The organism is Pseudomonas sp. P4_C8, assembly GCF_056401975.1.
The window spans coordinates 13,280-34,611 of the sequence record NZ_JBFUIH010000022.1; the positions used below are offsets into that span (position 1 = coordinate 13,280).

The 21,332-nt window shown below is 58.5% G+C and carries 17 protein-coding genes; 6 read left to right on the forward strand and 11 right to left on the reverse strand.

Translation table 11 applies throughout. The features are described from left to right. Positions 1–4 precede the first annotated feature (4 nt). The 4 genes from pheA to mtnA form a co-directional block, all read right to left on the reverse strand. Entirely contained in the window at positions 5–1,099 is a 1,095-nt protein-coding gene (gene pheA / locus AC1DWM_RS15285) for a prephenate dehydratase (RefSeq protein WP_033055815.1), read from the reverse strand. Next, positions 1,099–2,184, reverse strand: coding sequence for a 3-phosphoserine/phosphohydroxythreonine transaminase (gene serC, locus AC1DWM_RS15290; RefSeq protein ID WP_223519086.1), 1,086 nt, complete (start codon positions 2,182–2,184; stop codon positions 1,099–1,101). Before serC ends, pheA begins: the two co-directional genes overlap by 1 nt. 269 nt (positions 2,185–2,453) lie before the next feature. Continuing rightward, positions 2,454–5,108: a DNA gyrase subunit A gene (gene gyrA / locus AC1DWM_RS15295; protein WP_007945812.1), complete on the reverse strand. Its 2,655-nt coding sequence runs from the start codon at positions 5,106–5,108 to the stop codon at positions 2,454–2,456. A gap of 417 nt (positions 5,109–5,525) precedes the next feature. Further along, a complete protein-coding gene (gene mtnA / locus AC1DWM_RS15300; protein ID WP_477795554.1) occupies positions 5,526–6,602 on the reverse strand; it encodes an S-methyl-5-thioribose-1-phosphate isomerase in 1,077 nt (358 codons plus the stop codon). A gap of 109 nt (positions 6,603–6,711) precedes the next feature. Between mtnA and AC1DWM_RS15305 the strand changes: the two genes are divergently transcribed. From AC1DWM_RS15305 to AC1DWM_RS15325, 5 genes are all read left to right on the forward strand, one after another. Further along, a complete protein-coding gene (locus tag AC1DWM_RS15305; RefSeq protein ID WP_477795555.1) occupies positions 6,712–8,046 on the forward strand; it encodes a TRZ/ATZ family hydrolase in 1,335 nt (444 codons plus the stop codon). A 57-nt stretch (positions 8,047–8,103) separates the two neighbouring features. Then, positions 8,104–8,802: a bifunctional 2-polyprenyl-6-hydroxyphenol methylase/3-demethylubiquinol 3-O-methyltransferase UbiG gene (gene ubiG, locus AC1DWM_RS15310; protein WP_007945809.1), complete on the forward strand. Its 699-nt coding sequence runs from the start codon at positions 8,104–8,106 to the stop codon at positions 8,800–8,802. A gap of 4 nt (positions 8,803–8,806) precedes the next feature. Next, the gene (gene mupP, locus AC1DWM_RS15315; protein WP_223519080.1) at positions 8,807–9,478 is read left to right on the forward strand and encodes an N-acetylmuramic acid 6-phosphate phosphatase MupP; all 672 of its coding nucleotides are present in this window, start codon (positions 8,807–8,809) and stop codon (positions 9,476–9,478) included. A gap of 210 nt (positions 9,479–9,688) precedes the next feature. Then, entirely contained in the window at positions 9,689–10,429 is a 741-nt protein-coding gene (locus tag AC1DWM_RS15320) for a YciK family oxidoreductase (RefSeq protein WP_223519078.1), read from the forward strand. A gap of 373 nt (positions 10,430–10,802) precedes the next feature. After that, on the forward strand, positions 10,803–11,729 hold the full coding sequence (locus tag AC1DWM_RS15325; RefSeq protein WP_223519076.1) for a GGDEF domain-containing protein: 927 nt from the start codon (positions 10,803–10,805) through the stop codon (positions 11,727–11,729). A 73-nt stretch (positions 11,730–11,802) separates the two neighbouring features. Here AC1DWM_RS15325 and AC1DWM_RS15330 read toward each other — a convergent pair whose 3' ends face one another. The 7 genes from AC1DWM_RS15330 to AC1DWM_RS15360 all read right to left on the reverse strand — a co-directional run bounded on the left by AC1DWM_RS15330 (position 11,803) and on the right by AC1DWM_RS15360 (position 19,654). After that, positions 11,803–12,564: an iron-containing redox enzyme family protein gene (locus tag AC1DWM_RS15330; protein ID WP_263288352.1), complete on the reverse strand. Its 762-nt coding sequence runs from the start codon at positions 12,562–12,564 to the stop codon at positions 11,803–11,805. A gap of 78 nt (positions 12,565–12,642) precedes the next feature. After that, on the reverse strand, positions 12,643–15,102 hold the full coding sequence (locus AC1DWM_RS15335) for an EAL domain-containing protein (protein WP_477795556.1): 2,460 nt from the start codon (positions 15,100–15,102) through the stop codon (positions 12,643–12,645). Between the two features lie 140 nt (positions 15,103–15,242). Beyond that, a complete protein-coding gene (locus AC1DWM_RS15340) occupies positions 15,243–17,060 on the reverse strand; it encodes an ABC transporter ATP-binding protein (RefSeq protein ID WP_223519070.1) in 1,818 nt (605 codons plus the stop codon). Then, positions 17,053–17,655 carry a DsbA family protein gene (locus tag AC1DWM_RS15345; protein WP_223519355.1) on the reverse strand — a complete coding sequence of 201 codons (603 nt, stop codon included), beginning with the start codon at positions 17,653–17,655 and terminating at the stop codon, positions 17,053–17,055. Before AC1DWM_RS15345 ends, AC1DWM_RS15340 begins: the two co-directional genes overlap by 8 nt. 39 nt (positions 17,656–17,694) lie before the next feature. Beyond that, positions 17,695–18,636, reverse strand: coding sequence for an oxygen-dependent tRNA uridine(34) hydroxylase TrhO (gene trhO, locus AC1DWM_RS15350; protein WP_223519068.1), 942 nt, complete (start codon positions 18,634–18,636; stop codon positions 17,695–17,697). A gap of 181 nt (positions 18,637–18,817) precedes the next feature. Further along, positions 18,818–19,117 (reverse strand): BolA family protein, encoded by a 300-nt coding sequence (locus tag AC1DWM_RS15355; protein ID WP_008151216.1) that lies wholly within the window; start codon positions 19,115–19,117, stop codon positions 18,818–18,820. Between the two features lie 12 nt (positions 19,118–19,129). Beyond that, positions 19,130–19,654 carry a DUF2059 domain-containing protein gene (locus tag AC1DWM_RS15360; RefSeq protein WP_223519066.1) on the reverse strand — a complete coding sequence of 175 codons (525 nt, stop codon included), beginning with the start codon at positions 19,652–19,654 and terminating at the stop codon, positions 19,130–19,132. Between the two features lie 192 nt (positions 19,655–19,846). On the opposite strand from AC1DWM_RS15360, the gene AC1DWM_RS15365 reads away from it, so the two are divergent. Next, complete coding sequence (locus AC1DWM_RS15365) at positions 19,847–21,241, forward strand: class II fumarate hydratase (RefSeq protein ID WP_477795601.1); 1,395 nt, start codon at positions 19,847–19,849, stop codon at positions 21,239–21,241. Positions 21,242–21,332 lie beyond the last annotated feature (91 nt).

Below are 21,332 nucleotides of genomic sequence, written 5' to 3' on the forward strand. Positions count from 1 at the left end.
CCCCTTAGAGAACTGCTTTCGGGTAGGAACCCAGCACTTTGAGTGCCACTGCTTCCTGACTGATCTTTTCCAGCACACCTTTGATCAATGGATCGCGATGGTGGCCGACGAAGTCGATGAAGAACACGTAGGTCCATTTACCGCTGCGCGATGGACGCGTCTCGATTCGCGTCAAGTCGATGCCATTGTCGTGGAACGGCACCAGCAATTCGTGAAGCGCGCCGGGCTTGTTGCTCATGGAGACGATGATCGAGGTTTTATCGTCGCCCGTTGGCGGCACTTCCTGACTACCGATCATCAGGAATCGCGTGGAGTTATCCGGACGATCCTCGATTTTCTCGGCCAGTCGGGTCAGCCCGTACAGACCTGCGGCCATGTCGCCGGCAATTGCCGCCGAGTTCCACTCACCCTTAACCCGCTTGGCCGCTTCGGCATTGCTGGACACCGCCACGCGCTCGACATTCGGGTAATGGGCGTCCAGCCACTTGCGGCACTGGGCCAGCGACTGGGCATGGGAATAGATGCGGCTGATGCTGTCAGTCTTGGTGTTTTCACCGACCAACAGGTGGTGGTGAATCCGCAACTCGACTTCGCCACAGATGACCATGTCGTGTTCGAGGAAGCTATCGAGGGTGTGGTTGACCGCGCCTTCGGTGGAGTTTTCCACCGGAACCACGCCAAAGTTCACCGCACCGGCCGCCACTTCGCGGAACACTTCGTCGATCGCCGCCATCGGCTTGCTGATAACAGCGTGGCCGAAGTGTTTCATGGCCGCCGCCTGCGTGAACGTGCCTTCAGGACCGAGGTAAGCCACTTTCAACGGCTGCTCGAGCGCCAGGCACGAGGACATGATTTCGCGGAACAACCGCGCCATCTCTTCGTTACCCAGCGGCCCTTTATTACGCTCCATCACACGCTTGAGCACCTGAGCTTCGCGCTCAGGACGATAGAACACCGGCACTTCGCCTTCGGCCAGCGAGGCCATCTTTACTCGCGCAACTTCCTGGGCGCAGCGTGCGCGCTCACTGATCAGCTCCAGGACTTTCTCGTCCAGGGCATCAATGCGCAGGCGCAGTGCCTTGAGTTCTTGCTCAGACATTAGCCGTGTTCCTTCTCGAACTCTGCCATGTACGAAATCAAAGCGTTGACCGCAACGATGTCGACGGCGTTATAGATGGAGGCGCGCATGCCGCCCACGGAACGGTGACCTTTGAGGTTCAACAGGCCACGCTCGTCGGCACCGACCAAAAATGGCTTGTCCAGACGGTCGTCAGCCAGACGGAACGGCACGTTCATCCACGAGCGATCCGATTTGTTGATCGGGTTGCTGTACAAGCCACTGGCGTCGATGAAGTCATACAGCGTGCGCTGCTTCACTTCATTGAGCTTGCCGATGGCTTCAACACCACCCTGCTCTTTCAGCCACTCGAACACCAGACCGGACAAATACCAGGCCAGGGTCGGCGGGGTGTTGTACATCGAACCATTATCGGCCGCGACCTTGTAATTGAGCATGGTCGGGCACATGGAACGGGCGTGACCCAGCAGGTCTTCGCGAACGATGTTGACCACGACGCCGCTCGGGCCGATGTTTTTCTGGGCGCCGGCGTAGATCATGCCAAAGCGCGAAACATCGATCGGGCGCGACAGAATGTCCGAAGACATGTCGGCCACCAGCGGAACATCACCGGTTTCGGGGATCCACTGGAATTCCAGACCACCGATGGTTTCGTTCGGCGCGTAGTGAACGTAGGCCGCGTCTTTCGACAGGTTCCATTCGTTCTGACCGGGAATAGCGAAATAGTCGTAAGGCTTGGCGGTCGCGGCGACATTTACGTTGCCGTAGCGCGAAGCTTCTTCGATGGCTTTCTGCGACCAGATACCGGTATCGATATAGTCGGCAGTGCCGTTTTCCGGCAACAGGTTCAGAGGAATCTGAGCAAATTGCTGGCTGGCGCCGCCTTGCAGAAACAGCACTTTATAGTTCGAGGGGATATTCAGCAGATCACGCAGATCCTGCTCGGCCTTGGTGGCGATGGACACGAACTCATCACTGCGATGGCTCATTTCCATGACCGACAGGCCCTTGCCGTGCCAATCAAGGAGTTCACCCTGGGCGCGCTGCAGGACAGCTTCGGGAAGTGCCGCAGGACCGGCACAGAAGTTATAGGCTCTCTTGCTCACATCCAATCTCGCTCTGATTTGGTGGTAATCACGCAATACATCACAACATCAATCGACACAGAGTCCCTGCCGAAGCAGAAAACCTGTGGGAGCGAGCCTGCTCGCGAATGCATCACCGCGGTACTGGAGGTGCACTGCGGCGCCTGCAATCGCGGGCAAGCCCAGCTCCTACAAAAAGCCCCTTCACACAGGACCCTCGTGGGTGTCGATATTTTCATACAGGACAAACAACAAGGGGGCGAATTCTCATCCGCCCCCTGTTTGTTCGCTTACTCTTGTGGCTCTTCGTCGGCGGCGGCATCGAGTTGCTGATCGTCAACAACGTCGTCGATCACGACTTCGCCAACGAACTCTGCACCCTCTTCACCTTCCAGCTCTTCACCTTCGACTTCCGACGGTTCCTGAACCCGCTCCAGACCGACCAGTGTTTCATCACTGGCCAGCTTGATCAGGGTCACGCCCTGAGTGTTACGACCCAGGCTGGAAACTTCGTCGACACGGGTACGAACCAACGTGCCCTGGTCAGAAATCAGCATGATTTCCTCGCCATCGAGCACCTGGACCGCGCCGACCAGACGGCCGTTACGGTCGTTGCTGACCATGGCGATAACGCCTTGACCGCCACGCTTGTACTCAGGGAACTCGGTGATCGCCGTGCGCTTGCCGAAACCACGCGCCGAAGCGGTGAGGATCTGGCTGCCTTCTTCCGGGATCAGCATGGAAATCAGCTTCTGGCCTTCCGGCAGACGCATGCCGCGAACACCGCGAGCGGTACGACCCATGGCGCGAACGTCGGTTTCCTTGAAGCGAGTGACCTTGCCGCCGTCGGAGAACAGCATGACTTCGCGCTCGCCATCGGTAATGGCGGCAGAGATCAGTACGTCACCTTCGTCCAGCTCCAGCGCGATCAGACCGACGCTGCGTTGACGGCTGAAGGATTCCAGCGGGGTCTTCTTCACAGTGCCTTTAGCAGTCGCCATGAAGATGAAGTGACCTTCGGTGTATTCCTCGACCGGCAGCATGGTGGTGATGTATTCATCACTGTCCAGCGGCAGCAGGTTGACCAGCGGACGACCACGGGCAGCGCGGGACGCTTCCGGAATTTCGTAGGTTTTCAGCCAGTACACTTTGCCTTTGCTGGAGAACAGCAGCAGCGTGGTGTGGCTGTTGGCAACCAGCAGGTGAGCAATGTAATCCTCATCCTTGACGCCAGTCGCCGATTTACCTTTACCGCCACGACGTTGAGCCTGGTACGCAGCCAATGGCTGGGTCTTGGCGTAGCCACCGTGGGAAATGGTCACGACGCGCTCTTCTTCCGGGATCATGTCACCCAGGGTCAGGTCGAGACGGGCATCGAGGATCTCGGTGCGACGCACATCGCCGTACTCGGCGCGGATCACTTCCAGCTCTTCGCGGATCACTTCCATCAGGCGCGTGGCGCTGCTGAGGATGCGGATCAGTTCGCCGATCTGGTTGAGGATCTCTTGATACTCGGCCAGCAGCTTTTCGTGTTCCAGACCGGTCAGACGGTGCAGTCGCAGTTCCAGAATGGCTTGCGCCTGTTCTGGCGACAGGAAGTACTTGCCGTCGCGCAGGCCGTATTGCGGGTCCAGGGTCTCTGGACGGCAAGAATCGGCACCGGCGCGCTCGACCATGGCCACCACGGCAGAGGATTCCCAGGCGGTGCTGATCAGCGCTTCCTTGGCTTCCGACGGCGTTGGCGAGGCCTTGATCAGGGCGATGACCGGGTCGATGTTCGACAGGGCAACCGCTTGACCTTCCAGAATGTGACCACGTTCGCGGGCTTTACGCAGTTCGAACACGGTACGGCGCGTAACGACTTCGCGACGGTGGCGAACGAAGGCTTCCAGCAGGTCTTTGAGGTTCAGGATCCGTGGACGGCCGTCGATCAGCGCAACGATGTTGATACCGAACACCGCTTGCAGCTGGGTCTGGGCGTAGAGGTTGTTGAGGATCACCTCAGGCACTTCGCCGCGACGCAGTTCGATCACGACGCGCATACCGTCCTTGTCGGACTCGTCGCGCAACTCGGTGATGCCTTCAAGCTTCTTCTCTTTAACCAGCTCGGCGATCTTCTCGATCAGACGGGCCTTGTTGAGCTGGTAAGGGAGTTCGGTAATGACGATCTGCTGACGGCCACCGACCTTGTCGATGTCTTCGATCGTCGAGCGGGCGCGCATGTAAATGCGGCCACGACCGGTACGGTAGGCTTCGATGATGCCGGCGCGACCGTTGATGATCGCGGCGGTCGGGAAGTCCGGACCGGGGATGTATTGCATCAGCTCATCGATGGTCAACTCTGGGTTGTCGATGAGGGCCAGGCAACCGTCGATGACTTCACCGAGGTTGTGCGGCGGAATGTTGGTCGCCATGCCCACGGCGATACCGCTGGAGCCGTTGACGAGCAAGTTGGGAATACGGGTCGGCATGACCGCCGGGATCATTTCGGTGCCGTCGTAGTTCGGCACCCAGTCCACGGTTTCTTTGTGCAGGTCAGCCAGCAGTTCGTGCGCCAGCTTGGTCATGCGCACTTCGGTGTATCGCATGGCCGCGGCGTTGTCGCCGTCCACCGAACCGAAGTTGCCTTGACCGTCTACCAGCAGGTAGCGCAGCGAAAACGGCTGCGCCATGCGGACGATGGTGTCGTACACCGCCGTATCACCGTGCGGGTGATACTTACCGATTACGTCACCGACAACACGGGCAGATTTCTTGTACGGCTTGTTGAAGTCGTTGCCCAGCTCGCTCATCGCGAACAGCACACGCCGGTGCACGGGCTTCAAGCCATCGCGCGCATCCGGCAGGGCCCGCCCGACAATTACGCTCATTGCGTAGTCGAGGTAGGACTGCTTCAGCTCGTCTTCGATATTGACCGGGAGGATTTCTTTGGCCAGTTCGCCCATGAGAAGCTCGATTCCTTTTTCTGGTGAAACTTCGTCACATCCATATGGGACGAACGAAGCTCGCCGCTGCAGGCTGAGTGCCATACACCGACTTACGACAAATCAACAAATGAACCATGGATTTGCGCAGTAAAGACAACCCCGTGGGGCTGCCTCGGAAAACGCCGGATGTTATCACAAGAGCCGCCACGCACCTATCCCCCAGACGCGCATGGAGCATAGTTAGTTGACCGATGACAGGCTTGAGGGAGACGAGAGAGGCTTAGAGGAAAATTTCAGAGGTGAATGAAGCGTATTTGTTGGCTGTCAGGGCCTCATCGCGAGCAGGCTCACTCCCACACAGGATCTGCATCGTTCACAAATCCCTTGTGGGAGCGAGCCTGCTCGCGATGGCAATCTTTCAGGCGCCAGAAATTATTAATGCAGACGCTTGCGGCACATCAACTGCGCCATTTTCGCGGTATCCGGCCGCTCGACGATGCCTTTTTCGGTGACGATCACGTCGATCAGGTCCGCGGGCGTCACATCGAACACCGGGTTGAACGCATCGACATCCGCTCCGACCCGCTTGCCGCCAATCTCCAGCAACTCACGGCCGTCACGCTCTTCGATAGGAATTTCGTCGCCACTGGCCATGTTCAGGTCGATGGTCGAACTTGGTGCGACCACCATGAAGCGCACGCCATGGTGCATGGCGTTGACCGCCAGTTGATAGGTGCCAATCTTGTTCGCCACATCGCCATTGGCGGTGATTCGGTCCGCACCGACGATCACCCAGGTCACGCCTTTGGTTTTCATGATGTGCGCGGCGGCGGAGTCGGCATTCAGGGTCACGGGAATGCCTTCATTGGCCAGCTCCCATGCGGTCAAACGCGAACCTTGCAGCCACGGCCGGGTTTCGTTGGCGTAAACGCGCTCAACCATGCCTTCGATAAAGGCCCCGCGAATCACGCCCAGCGCCGTGCCGAAGCCACCCGTAGCCAGCGCGCCGGTGTTGCAGTGGGTCAGGATCGCCTGGGCGTTACCCTGGTGCTTGCGGATCAAGTCCACACCCAGCTGGGCCATGGTCAAGTTGGCTTCGCGATCACTTTCATGAATGGCGATGGCCTCTGCCTCCAGCGCCACCAGAGGGTCTGCGTCCCCCTTGAGACGATCCAGGCGGTCACGCATTCGACTCAAGGCCCAGAACAGATTCACCGCTGTTGGACGGGAATCGGCCAGTAACGCGTAATCCTCTTCCCACGCTGCCTGCCAGTCACCGCCCTCGGCAATTCGGGCGCGGGCTGACAGCACCATGGCATACGCCGCGCTGATGCCAATCGCTGGCGCACCGCGCACCACCATCGAACGAATGGCCTCGGCCACACCGGCTGCACTGGTGTAGGCAATCCAGGTTTCTTCGAAGGGCAAAATACGCTGATCCAGCAGGTACAGGGCGCCATCACGCCAATCGATGGCCTTCACCTTCTCCGCAGCCAACAGTCGATCGCGCATCCCTCACCCCGCACTCAAGCACAAAAGCCGCCGATTATAGCGAGCCCCCCGCGAAGACGCTCGGGTATACTTCGCCATCCTTTACAAAAGCACTGGAACCCCACCCTCGATGCCGAACACTGCCGCTGCGCTCGACCTGTTGTTGCTGCCGACCTGGCTGGTACCCGTCGAACCCGCTGGTGTTGTCCTCAAAGAGCATGGCCTGGGCATCCTTGACGGACGCATCGTGTTTATCGGCCCACGCTCGGCTGCGTTGAAGCTTAACGCAACTGAAGTCCGTGAATTGCCGGACATGTTACTCAGCCCCGGGCTGATCAACGCTCACGGGCACGCCGCCATGACGCTGTTTCGTGGCCTGGCCGATGATCTGCCACTCATGACCTGGCTGGAAAACCATATCTGGCCGGCAGAAGCCAAGTGGGTCGATGAAGCCTTTGTACGAGATGGTACGGGCCTGGCCATCGCCGAACAGATCAAAGGTGGCATCACCTGCTTCTCTGACATGTATTTCTTCCCAAAGGTTGCCAGCGAGCGCGTGCATAACAGCGGTATTCGCGCGCAAATCGCGATTCCGATCCTCGATTTCCCGATCCCGGGCGCCAGTACGGCGGACGAAGCCATTCGTCAGGGCGTGGAATTGTTTGGCGATCTCAAACACCACGAGCGCATCAAAATCACCTTCGGCCCCCATGCGCCCTATACCGTGGGCGACGAAAACCTGGAAAAAATCCGCATGATCGCCGAAGAGCTGGACGCTTCGATCCACATGCACGTCCATGAAACGGCCTTCGAAGTGCAGCAATCGGTCGAGCAGCGCGGTGAACGCCCACTGGCTCGCCTCGGCCGCCTGGGCCTGCTCGGGCCGAGGTTCCAGGCGGTTCACATGACCCAGATCAGCGATGAAGACCTGGTGATGCTGGTAGAAAGCAACACCAATGTGATTCATTGCCCGGAATCCAACCTCAAGCTGGCCAGCGGATTTTGCCCGGTCGAGCGCTTGTGGCAGGCAGGCGTCAATGTGGCCGTCGGCACCGACGGTGCCGCCAGTAACAACGATCTCGACCTGCTCGGCGAAACCCGCACCGCTGCGTTGCTGGCCAAGGCCGTCGCCGGCTCGGCCACCGCGCTGGATGCTCATCGCGCCTTGCGCATGGCCACGCTCAATGGCGCCCGCGCCTTGGGGATCGAGGCTGAAACGGGTTCGCTGGAAGTCGGCAAGGCGGCCGACATTGTGGCGTTTGACCTGTCCGGCCTGGCGCAGCAACCGGTCTATGACCCGGTTTCGCAACTGATCTACGCCACCGGCCGGGACTGCGTGAAACACCTGTGGGTCGCCGGCAAGCAACTGCTCGACGACCGGCGCCTGACCCGCCTGGATGAAGAACAGTTATGTGCCACCGCCAAGGCCTGGGGCCAGCGCATCAGTGGCCACACCGAATCGTAAGATCCCCGGACCAAACACCGGGGCAACAGGAATTTTCAAGTTTTAGAGGACTGAACCATGAGCAACGTCGACTACGCCGAGATCGCCAAATTCGAAGCCCTGGCCCATCGCTGGTGGGACCGTGAAAGCGAGTTCAAGCCGCTTCACGACATCAACCCGCTGCGGGTCAACTGGATTGATGAACGCGTCAATCTGGCCGGCAAGAAGGTGCTGGACGTCGGTTGCGGCGGCGGGATTCTCAGCGAGGCCATGGCCCAGCGCGGCGCTACCGTCATGGGCATCGACATGGGTGAAGCGCCGCTCGCAGTCGCGCAGTTGCATCAGCTGGAATCGGGCGTGAACGTCGAGTACCGCCAGATCACCGCTGAAGGCCTCGCCGAGGAAATGCCCGAGCAATTCGACGTCGTCACGTGCCTGGAAATGCTTGAGCACGTACCGGATCCGTCTTCGGTCATCCGCGCCTGCTTCCGCATGGTCAAGCCCGGCGGCCAAGTGTTCTTCTCCACCATCAACCGCAATCCGAAGGCGTACCTGTTCGCTATCGTCGGCGCCGAATACATCATGAAGCTGCTGCCGCGCGGCACGCACGATTTCAAGAAATTCATCCGCCCTTCCGAGCTTGGCGCCTGGAGTCGCATGGCTGGCCTGACCGTCAAAGACATCATCGGCCTGACCTACAACCCGCTGACCAAGCACTACAAACTGGCGGCCGATGTGGACGTCAACTACATGATCCAGACCCTGCGCGAGGAGTAAGCCGATGCGTATCAGAGCAGTCCTTTTTGACATGGACGGCACGCTGCTCGACACCGCGCCGGACTTTATCGCCATCTGTCAGGCTATGCGCGCCGATCGTGGCTTGCCACCCATGAATGACAAGCACATTCGTGACGAGATCTCCGGCGGCGCCAAGGCAATGGTCGCCGTAACCTTTTCGATGGACCCCGAATCGCCGGGCTTTGAAGAGCTGCGACTCGAGTTCCTGGAACGCTATCTCGCCGGTTGCGCGGTTCACAGCAAGCTCTTCGATGGCATGGGCGAACTGCTGGCCGACATCGAGAAGTCCAACCTGATCTGGGGCGTGGTCACCAACAAGCCTCTGCGTTTTGCCGAGCCGATCATGCAGCAACTGGGGCTGGCCGAGCGTTCCGCACTGCTGATCTGCCCCGATCACGTGAAGAACAGCAAGCCAGACCCGGAGCCGCTGATTCTGGCGTGCAAGATGCTCGACCTGGACCCGGCCAGTGTGTTGTTTGTGGGCGATGATCTGCGAGATATCGAATCCGGTCGCGATGCCGGCACCAAGACGGCTGCGGTGACCTACGGCTACATTCACCCTGACGACAACCCGCGACACTGGGGCGCGGACGTGGTGGTGGATCATCCGCTGGAATTGCGCAAGGTGCTCGATAGCGCGTTGTGTAGTTGCTGATTGTAGGAGCACGGCTTGCTGGCGATAGCGATTCTGAAAACGTCATCGCTGGCAAGCCATGCTCCTACAGGGTCAGCAAGGTGCTCGATAGCGCTTTGTGCAGTTGCTGATTGTAGGAGCACGGCTTGCCGGCGATAGCGATTCTGAAAACGTCATCGCTGGCAAGCCATGCTCCTACAGGGTCTGCTTTCTTTTTTGTTGAGGTTTCTTATGTTTGATTACTCCGCCCGCCCTGAATTACTCAAAGACCGGGTCATTCTGGTCACCGGTGCTGGTCGCGGCATCGGCGCGGCGGCTGCGAAAACCTACGCAGCCCATGGCGCCACCGTATTGCTGCTGGGCAAGACCGAAGCCAACCTGACTCAGGTTTATGACGAAATCGAAGCGGCCGGGCATCCACAGCCGGCGGTGATTCCGTTCAACCTGGAAACCGCCCTGCCCCACCAGTACGACGAACTGGCCGCCATGATCGAAACCGAATTCGGCCATCTCGACGGTTTGCTGCATAACGCGTCGATTATTGGTCCGCGCACGCCGATCGAACAGCTGTCCGGCGAAAACTTCATGCGCGTCATGCATGTCAACGTCAACGCCATGTTCATGCTCACCAGCACCCTGCTGCCTCTGCTAAAGCTGTCGCAGGACGCCTCGGTGGTGTTTACCTCCAGCAGCGTCGGCCGCAAGGGGCGTGCCTATTGGGGCGCGTATGGCGTGTCCAAATTTGCCACTGAAGGCCTGATGCAAACCCTGGCCGACGAAGTGGACACCGTGGCTCCGGTACGCTCCAACAGCATCAACCCGGGCGCCACGCGCACCAGCATGCGGGCCCAGGCTTACCCAGCGGAAAATCCGCTCAACAACCCGACCCCGGAAGAGATCATGCCGGTCTATCTCTACCTGATGGGCCCAGACAGTACCGGCATCAATGGCCAGGCGTTCAACGCCCAGTAACACCGTGCGTCGCTTTTGTGCCGTGCCGATTTCCCGGCGCGGCACACAAAGTGCGCCACAACCATACCCCCTTGCCAGTCAAACAACTGTCACACATTTCATCACCCGCCCTCACCATCGAATTCAACCTAATGATTTATATAGATTTTTATCTGAATGAACCGAATGGCACGACTTTCGCTCTAAAGCTGCTCAGACAGCAGTGTGAAAGCAGACGGGCGGACGCTTGGGTCGATAGTTCATTAATCATCGGCGAAGCGGACTAAACTTGCGGCATATGTCCTACGGGACTGATGGACCAGTATGTCGCGCAGCCCAAAGCCGCTCTCACCCAGCCTGTAAGACAGCTTTACTGCTTAGGGGCGCACGCCATATGAAATCACCTTCCCAGACCAACGCAATTGACTTCGACAGTGCCAAATTGCAACGCCTGGGATTTGGACAGCAGCCTCCCCTTCTGGAGCGGCCCGTCAGCCTTGCGCAATTGCGCCAGCAACTGGGTCAGCAGCTGCAAACCAGTCTTGAGCCACAACGCATTCTCGGACTTTTCTTCCGCGAAATTCAGCGCCTGGTGCCACTGGATGCCTTGACCTATCAGCATCAAGCCAGCGACTTGCGCCTGGAGTTTGGTCAGCGTGGTCATCACTCGGTCAGTTACAGCCTCAGCCATGAAGGCGAACAGCTCGGTGAACTGGTGTTCCGGCGCAATGAGCGATTCAGCGAGCTGGATCAAGGCAATCTGGAGTCGTTGCTGTCCGCACTGCTCTTCCCGATGCGCAATGCGCTTCTTTACCGAGCCGCTACCCAAATCGCATTGCGCGATCCGCTGACCGATACCGGTAACCGCATTGCCATGGATCAGACCCTGGAACGCGAAATCGAGATGTCGCGACGCCACTTGATGCCTTTGTCATTGCTGATGCTGGACATCGATCACTTCAAAAACGTCAACGACAGTTATGGCCACAATGCGGGCGACGATGTGCTCAAGGCTGTCGCCACCGCGATCAAAAACCAGTTGCGCAATGTCGACATGGTGTTCCGGTTTGGTGGCGAAGAGTTCCTGATCCTGCTGTCCAACACCACGCGGGAAGCAGCAGCCATGGTCGGTGAGCGACTACGGGTGGCAGCTCAGGCCCAGGATTATCAGGCCGATGGCAATGCCATAGAGCTGACCGTCAGCCTCGGATGCTCGACCCTGCTGCCTGGCGAATCTGCCGAAAGCTTGTTGCGGCGGGCCGACAGTGCGCTGTATGTCGCCAAGCGCGAAGGACGTAACCGGCTGACGATGGCCGGTTGAGTTTTCGCAACACCGCATAACCAATGTGGGAGCGAGCAAGCCCGCTCCCACATTGGTTTGTGTTGCCTATGGATCAGCTTTCAGCCAGCGCCAGGCGCTCACGCACCACCGGTGCTTTTTCCGAATGCTCCAGCTGCATGCAGCGCTCCAGAAACAGGTGCATGTAGTCGTAGCTCTTGCACACTGCCTGTCGCAATTCCACTTGCAGGGATTTGCTCGGGTTCATGCCCGCCAGGGTACAGATGATCTCCAGTGCTTCCCATGGATGGGCATCGTCATATTGGGCATGCATCTTTAACCACTTCATGGCTCGCTTGCGATCTTCTTCCGGGAATGCCGCGGCGTAGACGCCACTGGAGCAGACCAGGGCCGACCACTCTCCAGTCGCGCCTTCAATGGCGTAGTTGGTCGCAGCGATGGCCACGATCAACGAATCGGCCGAACTGGTGTGCCAGCACCAATGGCTCAAGGCGTGAAGTTCGGGGGCAACCTGTTGCGCTTGCAGGTCTTCCAGGCTGACCCCATGAGCCCGACTCCAGTGCACCCAATAATCGGCATGGTTCAACTCCACGCGAATATTGCGCATCAGCCAACGACGTGCCATGTCTTCGCCGGGATGACGGGCAAAGCGAGTCTTGGTCAGGTTCTGTGCCATGTATAACGCGAACTGCTCAACAACCGGCCAGCCACCAATAAGGTACTGGCGCATGGTTTTTGCGCTGAGTTTGTTGTCTCGCATGCGCTGATACAGTTCGTGTTCAACAACCCGGCGCTTACTCTCGCTGCAATCCTTGATGAGCTGCTGAGCCCAGGCGGGATAACTTGCCGCTTCCATGAGTGGTCCGGTTCGGTTGAATGTGTCGATCACTGTCGAGCTCCTTTTGATTGTGATTGTTCGGATCAGCAAGAGATTTCAACGGAACGTGCCAGGGGCCTTGAATAACAAAGGCTGAGGCCTGGCAGGACGACTTTGCAAACTATCGCAGGTAAACGGATTCGGGCGTTCAATCACATACCCTTGAGCGAAATCGACCCCGATTTCCAGCAATGCCTGCTCAATCTGGGGTGATTCTACAAACTCGGCAATAGTGCGCTTACCCATGACATGCCCGATGTGGTTAATCACTTCGACCATGGCGCGGTTAATCGGGTCGTCCAACATATCCTTTACGAAACTCCCGTCGATCTTCAGGAAGTCTACAGGTAAATGTTTCAAGTAAGCGAACGAGGACATTCCGGCACAGAAATCATCTAATGAAAAGTGACAACCTAAACCTTTGAGTTCATTGATAAATCTAGTTGCACTGCCCAAATTGGAAATTGCACTGGTTTCTGTGATTTCAAAACAAATCATTTCAGGTGGAATTGAATAGTTAACGAATTGTTCACGCAGGAAGTCCAGAAACGCCTCATCTCCGATAGTTGTGCCTGACAGATTAATCGCACACATGGCTAATGGACCTTGGCGCTCTTCAGCCCTGCATTGGGCAATGATCTTGAAGACGTTCTCCACCACCCAGCGATCCAGTGCAGTCATCAACCCATAACGCTCGGCGGCCGGAATAAAACTGTTCGGCAAGATCATGCGGCCGGCTTCGTCATGCAGACGCAACAGGATTTCGATATGACCGCCGCCGCGCTCGGTATGCCCCAACGGCGCGATTTCCTGGGAATACAGGCAAAAGCGATTCTCTTCCAGCGCTATGTGCAGGCGCTGCACCCAGGCCATTTCGCCAAAACGCAATGTCAGTTCCGAGTCATCGGCGTGATAGACCTGAACCCGATTTCGTCCTTTTTCCTTGGCCATGTAACACGCCATATCAGCGGCGCGCAGTGATGCTTCCAGCGTCGTAGGAGGTTGCGCGACATGCACCAGCCCTATGCTTACCGTGGTGACAAAGGGTCGGCCTTTCCAGACAAAGTGCAGGTTTTGTACGGTCAGGCGCAAACTTTCGGCAATCTTCTCGGCAGCGTCCGATGCACAGTTTTCCAGCAAGATGCCGAACTCATCGCCACCCAGCCGAGCCAAGGTGTCACCTTCGCGCAACCCGGATTGCAACAACGCACAGATATGCCGCAGCAGCTCATCTCCCGCCGCATGACCGCACGTGTCATTGACCAGTTTGAATTGATCCAGATCGAGAAACATCAGGGCATGGCGCCCGGTATGCCGCGCCAGATTTTGCAGTGCCTGCTCCAGTCGAAACTCGAACTCGCGTCGGTTGGCGAGCCCGGTCAAGGCGTCATGAGTCGCCTGCCAGGACAGATTGGCAATGTACTGGCGCTCCTGCGTCATGTCATGCAACACCAGCACGGTGCCACTGACCTTGCCCACATTGCGAATCGGCGAACCCACCAACGTTACCGAAACCGTACTGCCATCCAGACGCTGAATCAGTTTGGAATGTTCGCTGCCACCACTGAGTTGACCGCTCAAAATATGTTCGATCAATGTGAACCCGTCAGCCTGAGCGTTTTCATCCAGCAAATTGAACAGCGCCGCCAGCGGCAAACCCGTCGCCCGTTCGGCTTTCCAGTGGGTCAGCGCCTCGGCGGCGGGATTCATGTAGGTGATAGCGCCTTCGACATCCGTGGTGATCACGCCGTCGCCAATGGATTGCAAAGTGATCTGCGCCCGGTCTTTCTCCAGTTGCAGCGCTTCGGCGAATTCATGCCGCTGCTTGAGCAACTTGTGGGTACGCAGCAACGCAAGCGCGATCAAGCCCAGCGCCGTGGCGAGGTTGGTCACCAGCAGCAACTGGAGGATCAAGCGCGAGCCCTCGCCCAATGCATCACTGAACGCTTTGGCGGCGGGTGTCACTGCATCGTTGATGACGAGTATCTGGTCTTTCCAGCGCCAGATATCAGCGGGTGAGACCTGTTTGTCGGCAACGCGCTGGTGCATCTCTTGCGCAACATCATCGAGTTGCAGCAAGTACGCGTCACCCACCGTCCAGCGGTCGATGGCTTTTTCAAGGTAAGAGAAATGCCGGAAGTTGAGGTAGAGCCAGATCAGACTGGAAACGTCGTCAGGGTGATTGCCCCCTTTGAGGATCGCCTCTCGCGCGGTTTCGATTTCAGGTGGCTGGTGATCCAGCGCCAGGCGCAACTCGTGCCCCCCCTGAGGTATGGCAATGGCGTTCTGGTATTTGAGGAAAATCGCCTCGTCGCGACTGTCCGCGTAGAGGTTTAGGTAATAGATGGCGTCTTTTTGCCCCTTCGACCATAGACTCTCACCGGCAACATAGCCGCGCACTGCCGACAGAACGTACAGGCTGACGCCCCCCAACAGGGCCTGAAACAGCACGACGGCAATAAATGGCCAGACAATGCCCAACAACCGTGGCGTTCCGAGAGTCCGGGTTTGATTCATGAGGTCCCTTTTTAGCACTGCCAGATCATCATCCCAACGTGATCGCTACCGCTAGACTAGGGTGCGATCTCGATCCCGGCAAGCAAACCGTCCAACTTCAAGACTTGCACTGACAAAGACGCACTGAATTACTACCGGCGTTATAGCTGTTGTAAATGCCCGTAAAGCTTGGCGTACAAACCACCATCAGCTATCAATTGCTGGTGGTCGCCATCCTCGGCAATCTGTCCGCCATCGAACACCAGCACCCGGTCGGCCTGCTTCACCGCCGACAATCGGTGGGCAATGATCAGCGTGGTGCGGTGGCTGAGGAACCGCGCCAGCGCCTGATGCAGGTTGTATTCCGTGGCGGCGTCCAGCGCTGAAGTGGCCTCGTCGAGAATCACCACTTTGGGTTCGGCCAGGACCATCCGCGCAATCGCCAGGCGTTGGCGCTGGCCTCCGGACAAACGTACACCGGAGCGTCCGACGATGCTGTCCAGACCGTTTGGCAGCGCTTGAACCGTCTGGTGCAGCTGCGCAATTTCCAGCGCTTGCCAGCAGGCTTCGTCGCTGCGCACTCGGCCCATCGTCAGGTTGGCGCGGATGGTGTCGTTGAACAGCGCAGGATGTTGCAGAACCACCGCGACATTTTCGCGCACGGTTTCCAGGCCGATCTCCTGTTGGGTCGAGCCACCGAAGCGGATGGTCCCGGCCTGTGGCGTGTACAAGCCCAACAACAGTTGCACCAACGTGCTTTTGCCGCCACCACTGGCGCCGACAATCGCGACTTTTTCACCGGGGGCGATGGACAGGTCCATTTTGTTCAGCACCCACTCATCGCCGTAACCGAAACTCAGGCCCTGGACTTCAATGCCCACGGTATCACGGCCCTGGAACGGATCGACGCCGCCGGGGTATTGCGGCTCATCGGCCCGGGCCAGTAGCTCGTTGATCCGCGACAGCGCACCACTGGCGGCGTAATAGGCGTACTGCAGATTGAGCAGCTGTTCCACCGGACCGATCATGAACCACAGGTAGCTGAACACCGCCAGCATCTGGCCGATGGACAGGTCGGAGAACAGCACGGTGAGCATGGCTGCCGCGCGAAAAATATCGATGCCGAACTGGAACAGCAAGCCGCTGGCCCGGTTCGAGGCATCGGTTTTCCATTGCGAGTTGACCGCGTAGTCGCGCACTTCCCGGGCCCGCAGGCCAAGGCGACCGAGGAAGAATCCCTGGCGGTTGCCAGCGCGCACCTCCTGGATCGAGTCGAGGGTTTCGGTCAGTGCCTGGGTGAAACGCGAGGTGCTGTCATTCTCGAGTTTCTTCAGGTGTTTGACCCGTTTGCCCAACAGCACCGTGGCGTAAATCACCAACGGATTGAACAACATGATCAGCAGCGCCAGCTTCCAGTGCATCCAGATCAGAATGCTCGCGGTGCCGACCAGGGTCAGCATCGCCACAAGGAAACGACTGAGGGTTTCACCGACAAATTTGTCCAGCGTGTCCAGGTCGGTGACCATGTGCGTGGTCACCGTGCCGCTGCCCAGGCTTTCGTATTCGCCCAGGGAAATGCGCTTGAGCCGCTCGATCAGCCGGGTGCGAATGCGATACACGATGTCCTTGGCCAGCGCCGCGAACAATTTGGCCTGCACCACGTTGAACAACAAGGCGCCGCAGCGCAGCAACAAGGTCACGAGCAACATCAGGCCAATGTAGCCCGCCGCTTTCTGCCAGCCATCGGGCAGGAAGTGGTTCATGACCTTCAGCGCGGTGTCGCCGTGCCCCAACAACACTTCGTCCACCAGCAACGGCAGCAGCAACGGTATCGGTACGCTGCACAATGTAGCCAGCACCGCGACGCCATTGGCGATCCACAGGGATTTTTTATGGTGCAGGGCCAATCGGCGGATTTCGGCCCAGCTCAGTCGATCGACACGCTTGGGAACCGGGGCGTCATCGGGCACATCATGCACAGGCAGCGCGCTCCAGCCAGCGGCCGAGCAACGGGGACAATTCACTCAGGGGTTGATAGCCATTGGTCAGCAACGCCAATTGACCATTACGCTCAGCCAGCAACGTAGGGAACCCGGCGATGCCCAGGTCCTGGACCCAAGTGAAATCGGCCGCCGTGGCGGTGTGCATATCCGCACGGTCGAACGCAGCAGCGAATTCAATGCGCGGCAGACCAGCCTGCTCGGCCAGCTCCACCAGCACGCTGGCGTGGGTGACGTCGCGACCTTCGACGTAGAACGCGTGCTGAATCAGGCCCAGCAGCTTCCACGCGCAATCCGGCGCCAGGCTGCGCGCGGTCACCAACGCCCGACACGCAGGCTCCGTGTCGTAGACAAAGCCGTCGGGCAGAGCGCCTTCGGTTTTGAACGGTTGGCCGGTGGCCTCGGTAACCGCTTGCCAATGCTCAAGAATGTAGCGTCGGGTGGTCGGCTCCAGCGCCGCACCACTGCCGGTGCGCAAACCACCGACGATCAGATGCACCTCTACGCCCGCTGCGTGCGCCTGTTCGACCAAGGCGTTAGCCACTGGCGCAAAGCCCCAGCACCAGGAACACATCGGATCCATCACATAGAGCAGGCGGCGCGCAGACATGATTCAAGCCTCGGAAGGGGTTTGCTTATAGTTGTAACCGATCGGGTGCGGCAAGTTGCGAGCCTTGGCCAGTTCGATCTGCTTCTGCCGATCAATGGCACTGCGGCGGGTTTTCTCGCTCAGCGTGTTCCAGCAATGCGGGCAGCTGATACCGGCCACGTAATGCTCGCAGGCGCGGTCTTCGACGCTGATCGGCGTACGGCAGGCATGACATTGATCGTAGTCGCCTTCACTGAGGTCATGACGCACGGTCACTCGGTTGTCGAACACAAAGCAGTCGCCCTGCCATTTGGTTTCTTCCTGCGGCACCTCTTCGAGGTACTTCAGAATGCCACCTTTGAGGTGATAGACCTCATCGAAGCCTTCGCTGAGCATGAAGCTCGACGCCTTCTCGCAGCGGATGCCGCCGGTGCAGAACATCGCGACTTTCTTGTGCACGGCTGGGTCGAAGTTGGCTTTGATGTAGTCGGGAAATTCGCGAAAACTGGTGGTTTTCGGGTCGATGGCGCCTTCGAAGGTGCCGATCGAGACTTCGTAATCGTTACGGGTGTCGATCAGCAACACTTGCGGATCGCTGATCAGCGCATTCCAGTCCTGTGGATCAACGTAGGTGCCGACCTTTTTGTTCGGGTCCACGCCTTCAACGCCGAGGGTGACGATTTCTTTCTTGAGTTTGACCTTGGTGCGATAGAACGGCTGATCGTCGCAGTACGACTCTTTGTGATCGATGTCGTCCATGCGTGGGTCGTTCTTGAGCCAGGCCATCAGCCCGTCAATGCCTTCGCGACTGCCGGACACGGTGCCGTTGATGCCTTCTTCGGCGATCAGCAGCGTGCCTTTGATGCCGTTGTCGACCATTGCTTGCAGCAGTGGCTCGCGCAGAGCGACGTAATCTTCCAGGGTGACGAACTTATACAGTGCCGCCACGACAATCTGTTGTGTCATGGGTGTTTCTCCAGGTGGCTACCCTCGCAAAGGGTGAACCGGATTCAAAAAAAACGCGCCGGGTGAGCGGCGCGTTGTGCAGTCTAACAAAAATAACCCCCCCTGTAGGAGCACGACTTGCCGGCGATGGCGTATTCAAGATCGCCATCGCCGGCAAGCCGTACTCCTACAGGTGGTGAATTCAGTGTTTGCTGCCGCCAGCACAGGTCGGTGAGGCCGGGGCCGCGTCGATCTGTGCCCATTCCTCAGGCGTGTAGGTATGCAGCGCCAACGCATGAAACTCGCCCATCAGCTCGCCGAGCGTGCCGTAGACTTTTTGATGACGCTTGACCCGATTCAGCCCTTCGAACTGCTGGCTGACCACCACGGCCTTGAAGTGGGTCTGCAACCCACGGCTGTGCATGTGGCTCTCATCCAGCACTTGCAGATGCTGTGGCTGTAACAGGCCCAGCGTCGATTCAATGCGTTGTTGCATGGTCATACCGAACTCCGCTTAAGGCTTTTTCTTGGCTGGAGCGGCGGCGCCTTTAGGCTCCAGCTCGGCGGTCATGTCAGCCAGCAGCTTGTTGACCACAGGCACCGCGCTTTCCAGCTTGGCTTGAGTCATCTGGGCCGATTGCTGAGTCAGCTGTGGCATTTTTTCCAGGACTTTCTTGCCCAGTGGCGACTGGTAGAACGCAACCAGGTCTTTAAGCTCGGATTCGCTGAAGTTGGTGGTGTAGAGCTTGACCATGTCCGGCTTCAGCTTATTCCAGCCAATGGCTTGGTCCAGCGCGGCGTTGGCTTTGGCCTGATACGTTTCCAGCACGGCTTTTTTCGATTCAGGAGCTTTGGTCTGTTCAAAGCGCTGAGCGAACATTTGCTGCACTTGCATGTACACCGGAGTGCCCAATTTGTCAGCGTGCGCCAGGGTCAGGAAAGCTTCGGCACTGGCGTTGTGGCTGGCGGTATCGGCAAAAACTGGGCCGCTGGCGCAGACCAGTGCAACCGCGGTACAGATGGCACGAAGACGAGTCATCGAGTTTCCTTTTCTAGCAGGCGAGGTAAAACCCCAAGGGCGTCCATTCTGCGCCTAAAAAAGTGTGTCGCTCAACCCCAAGCCTTGTCGGGACTGAATTAGAGGGGTTGAAGGGGCAAAAACCGATCAGATGGAACCACAGCCGCCGATCACAGCCTAAACTGCGCTATCAGACCTACAGGAGTGTGCATGATGAGCCGTATCGAAACCGACAGCCTTGGCCAGGTGGAAGTCCCGGATGAAGCTTACTGGGGCGCTCAGACGCAACGCTCGCTGATTAACTTCGCCATCGGCAGCGAGAAAATGCCGCTTGCGGTGCTGCATGCCCTGGCGCTCATCAAGAAAGCCGCAGCGCGGGTCAATGACCGTAACGGCGACGTGCCCGCCGATGTCGCCCGGCTGATCGAACAGGCTGCCGACGAAGTGCTCGATGGCGACCACGACGACCAGTTCCCTCTGGTGGTCTGGCAGACCGGCAGCGGCACCCAAAGCAACATGAACGTCAACGAAGTGATCGCCGGTCGCGCCAACGAGCTGGCAGGCAACCCCCGCGGCGGCAAGTCGCCGGTGCACCCCAACGATCACGTCAATCGCTCACAAAGCTCCAACGACTGCTTCCCCACCGCCATGCACATCGCGGCAGCCCAAGCGGTGCAGCAAGACTTGCTGCCGGCCATCAGTGAATTGTCGGGCGGGTTGTCCGAGCTGGCGGTGCGACACATGAAACTGGTCAAGACCGGTCGAACACACATGATGGACGCCACGCCGATTACCTTCGGCCAGGAAATCTCGGCGTTTATCGCGCAACTGGATTACGCCGAACGGGCAATCCGTAGCGCGCTGCCTTCCGTGTGTGAACTGGCCCAGGGCGGCACTGCTGTCGGCACGGGCCTGAATTCACCTCACGGTTTTGGCGAAGCGATTGCTGCCGAACTGGCCGCCCTCTCCGGTCTGCCCTTCATCACCGCGCCGAACAAATTCGCCGCGCTGGCCGGTCATGAACCGTTGACGACCCTGTCGGGTGCGCTGAAGACCCTGGCGGTGACGCTGATGAAAATCGCCAACGACCTGCGCCTGCTGGGCTCTGGTCCCCGGGCCGGTTTCGCCGAGGTGAAATTACCAGCCAACGAGCCGGGCAGCTCGATCATGCCGGGCAAGGTCAATCCGACACAGTGCGAGGCGCTGTCGATGCTGGCATGTCAGGTCATGGGGAATGACGTCGCGATCGGGTTCGCGGCAAGTCAGGGTCATCTGCAATTGAACGTGTTCAAACCGGTGATCATTCACAACCTGCTGCAATCGATCCGACTGCTGGGGGATGGCTGCAGCAACTTCCAACAGCATTGCATTGCCGGACTTGAGCCGGACGCAGAGAAAATGGCTGAACATCTGGAGCAGGGGTTGATGCTGGTGACCGCGCTGAATCCGCATATTGGCTACGACAAATCGGCGGAGATTGCCAAGAAGGCTTACGCCGAAGGGCTGACGTTGCGGGAGGCGGCGTTGCAGCTGGGGTATCTGACGGATGAAGAGTTTGATGCCTGGGTGCGGCCGGAGAATATGCTGGAGGCAGGGGCCAAGGGCTGAGATTTGTAGTGTCAGTTAGATTGCCATCGCCGGCAAGCCGGTCTCGCTCCCACAGGGAATCGCATTTTCCTGTGGGAGCGAGCCTGCTCGC

Excerpts from the sequence above, each read along its gene's own strand:
- AC1DWM_RS15305 (WP_477795555.1), top strand. The coding sequence starts at position 6,712 with ATGCCGAACACTGCCGCTGCGCTCGACCTGTTGTTGCTGCCGACCTGG.
- AC1DWM_RS15355 (WP_008151216.1), bottom strand. The coding sequence starts at position 19,117 with ATGACCATGCAACAACGCATTGAATCGACGCTGGGCCTGTTACAGCCA.
- AC1DWM_RS15325 (WP_223519076.1), top strand. The coding sequence starts at position 10,803 with ATGAAATCACCTTCCCAGACCAACGCAATTGACTTCGACAGTGCCAAA.
- pheA (WP_033055815.1), bottom strand. The coding sequence starts at position 1,099 with ATGTCTGAGCAAGAACTCAAGGCACTGCGCCTGCGCATTGATGCCCTG.
- ubiG (WP_007945809.1), top strand. The coding sequence starts at position 8,104 with ATGAGCAACGTCGACTACGCCGAGATCGCCAAATTCGAAGCCCTGGCC.
- mupP (WP_223519080.1), top strand. The coding sequence starts at position 8,807 with ATGCGTATCAGAGCAGTCCTTTTTGACATGGACGGCACGCTGCTCGAC.
- gyrA (WP_007945812.1), bottom strand. The coding sequence starts at position 5,108 with ATGGGCGAACTGGCCAAAGAAATCCTCCCGGTCAATATCGAAGACGAG.
- AC1DWM_RS15365 (WP_477795601.1), top strand. The coding sequence starts at position 19,847 with ATGAGCCGTATCGAAACCGACAGCCTTGGCCAGGTGGAAGTCCCGGAT.
- mtnA (WP_477795554.1), bottom strand. The coding sequence starts at position 6,602 with ATGCGCGATCGACTGTTGGCTGCGGAGAAGGTGAAGGCCATCGATTGG.
- AC1DWM_RS15335 (WP_477795556.1), bottom strand. The coding sequence starts at position 15,102 with ATGAATCAAACCCGGACTCTCGGAACGCCACGGTTGTTGGGCATTGTC.
- AC1DWM_RS15320 (WP_223519078.1), top strand. The coding sequence starts at position 9,689 with ATGTTTGATTACTCCGCCCGCCCTGAATTACTCAAAGACCGGGTCATT.
- AC1DWM_RS15345 (WP_223519355.1), bottom strand. The coding sequence starts at position 17,655 with ATGTGTTCCTGGTGCTGGGGCTTTGCGCCAGTGGCTAACGCCTTGGTC.
- AC1DWM_RS15330 (WP_263288352.1), bottom strand. The coding sequence starts at position 12,564 with ATGGAAGCGGCAAGTTATCCCGCCTGGGCTCAGCAGCTCATCAAGGAT.
- AC1DWM_RS15360 (WP_223519066.1), bottom strand. The coding sequence starts at position 19,654 with ATGACTCGTCTTCGTGCCATCTGTACCGCGGTTGCACTGGTCTGCGCC.
- trhO (WP_223519068.1), bottom strand. The coding sequence starts at position 18,636 with ATGACACAACAGATTGTCGTGGCGGCACTGTATAAGTTCGTCACCCTG.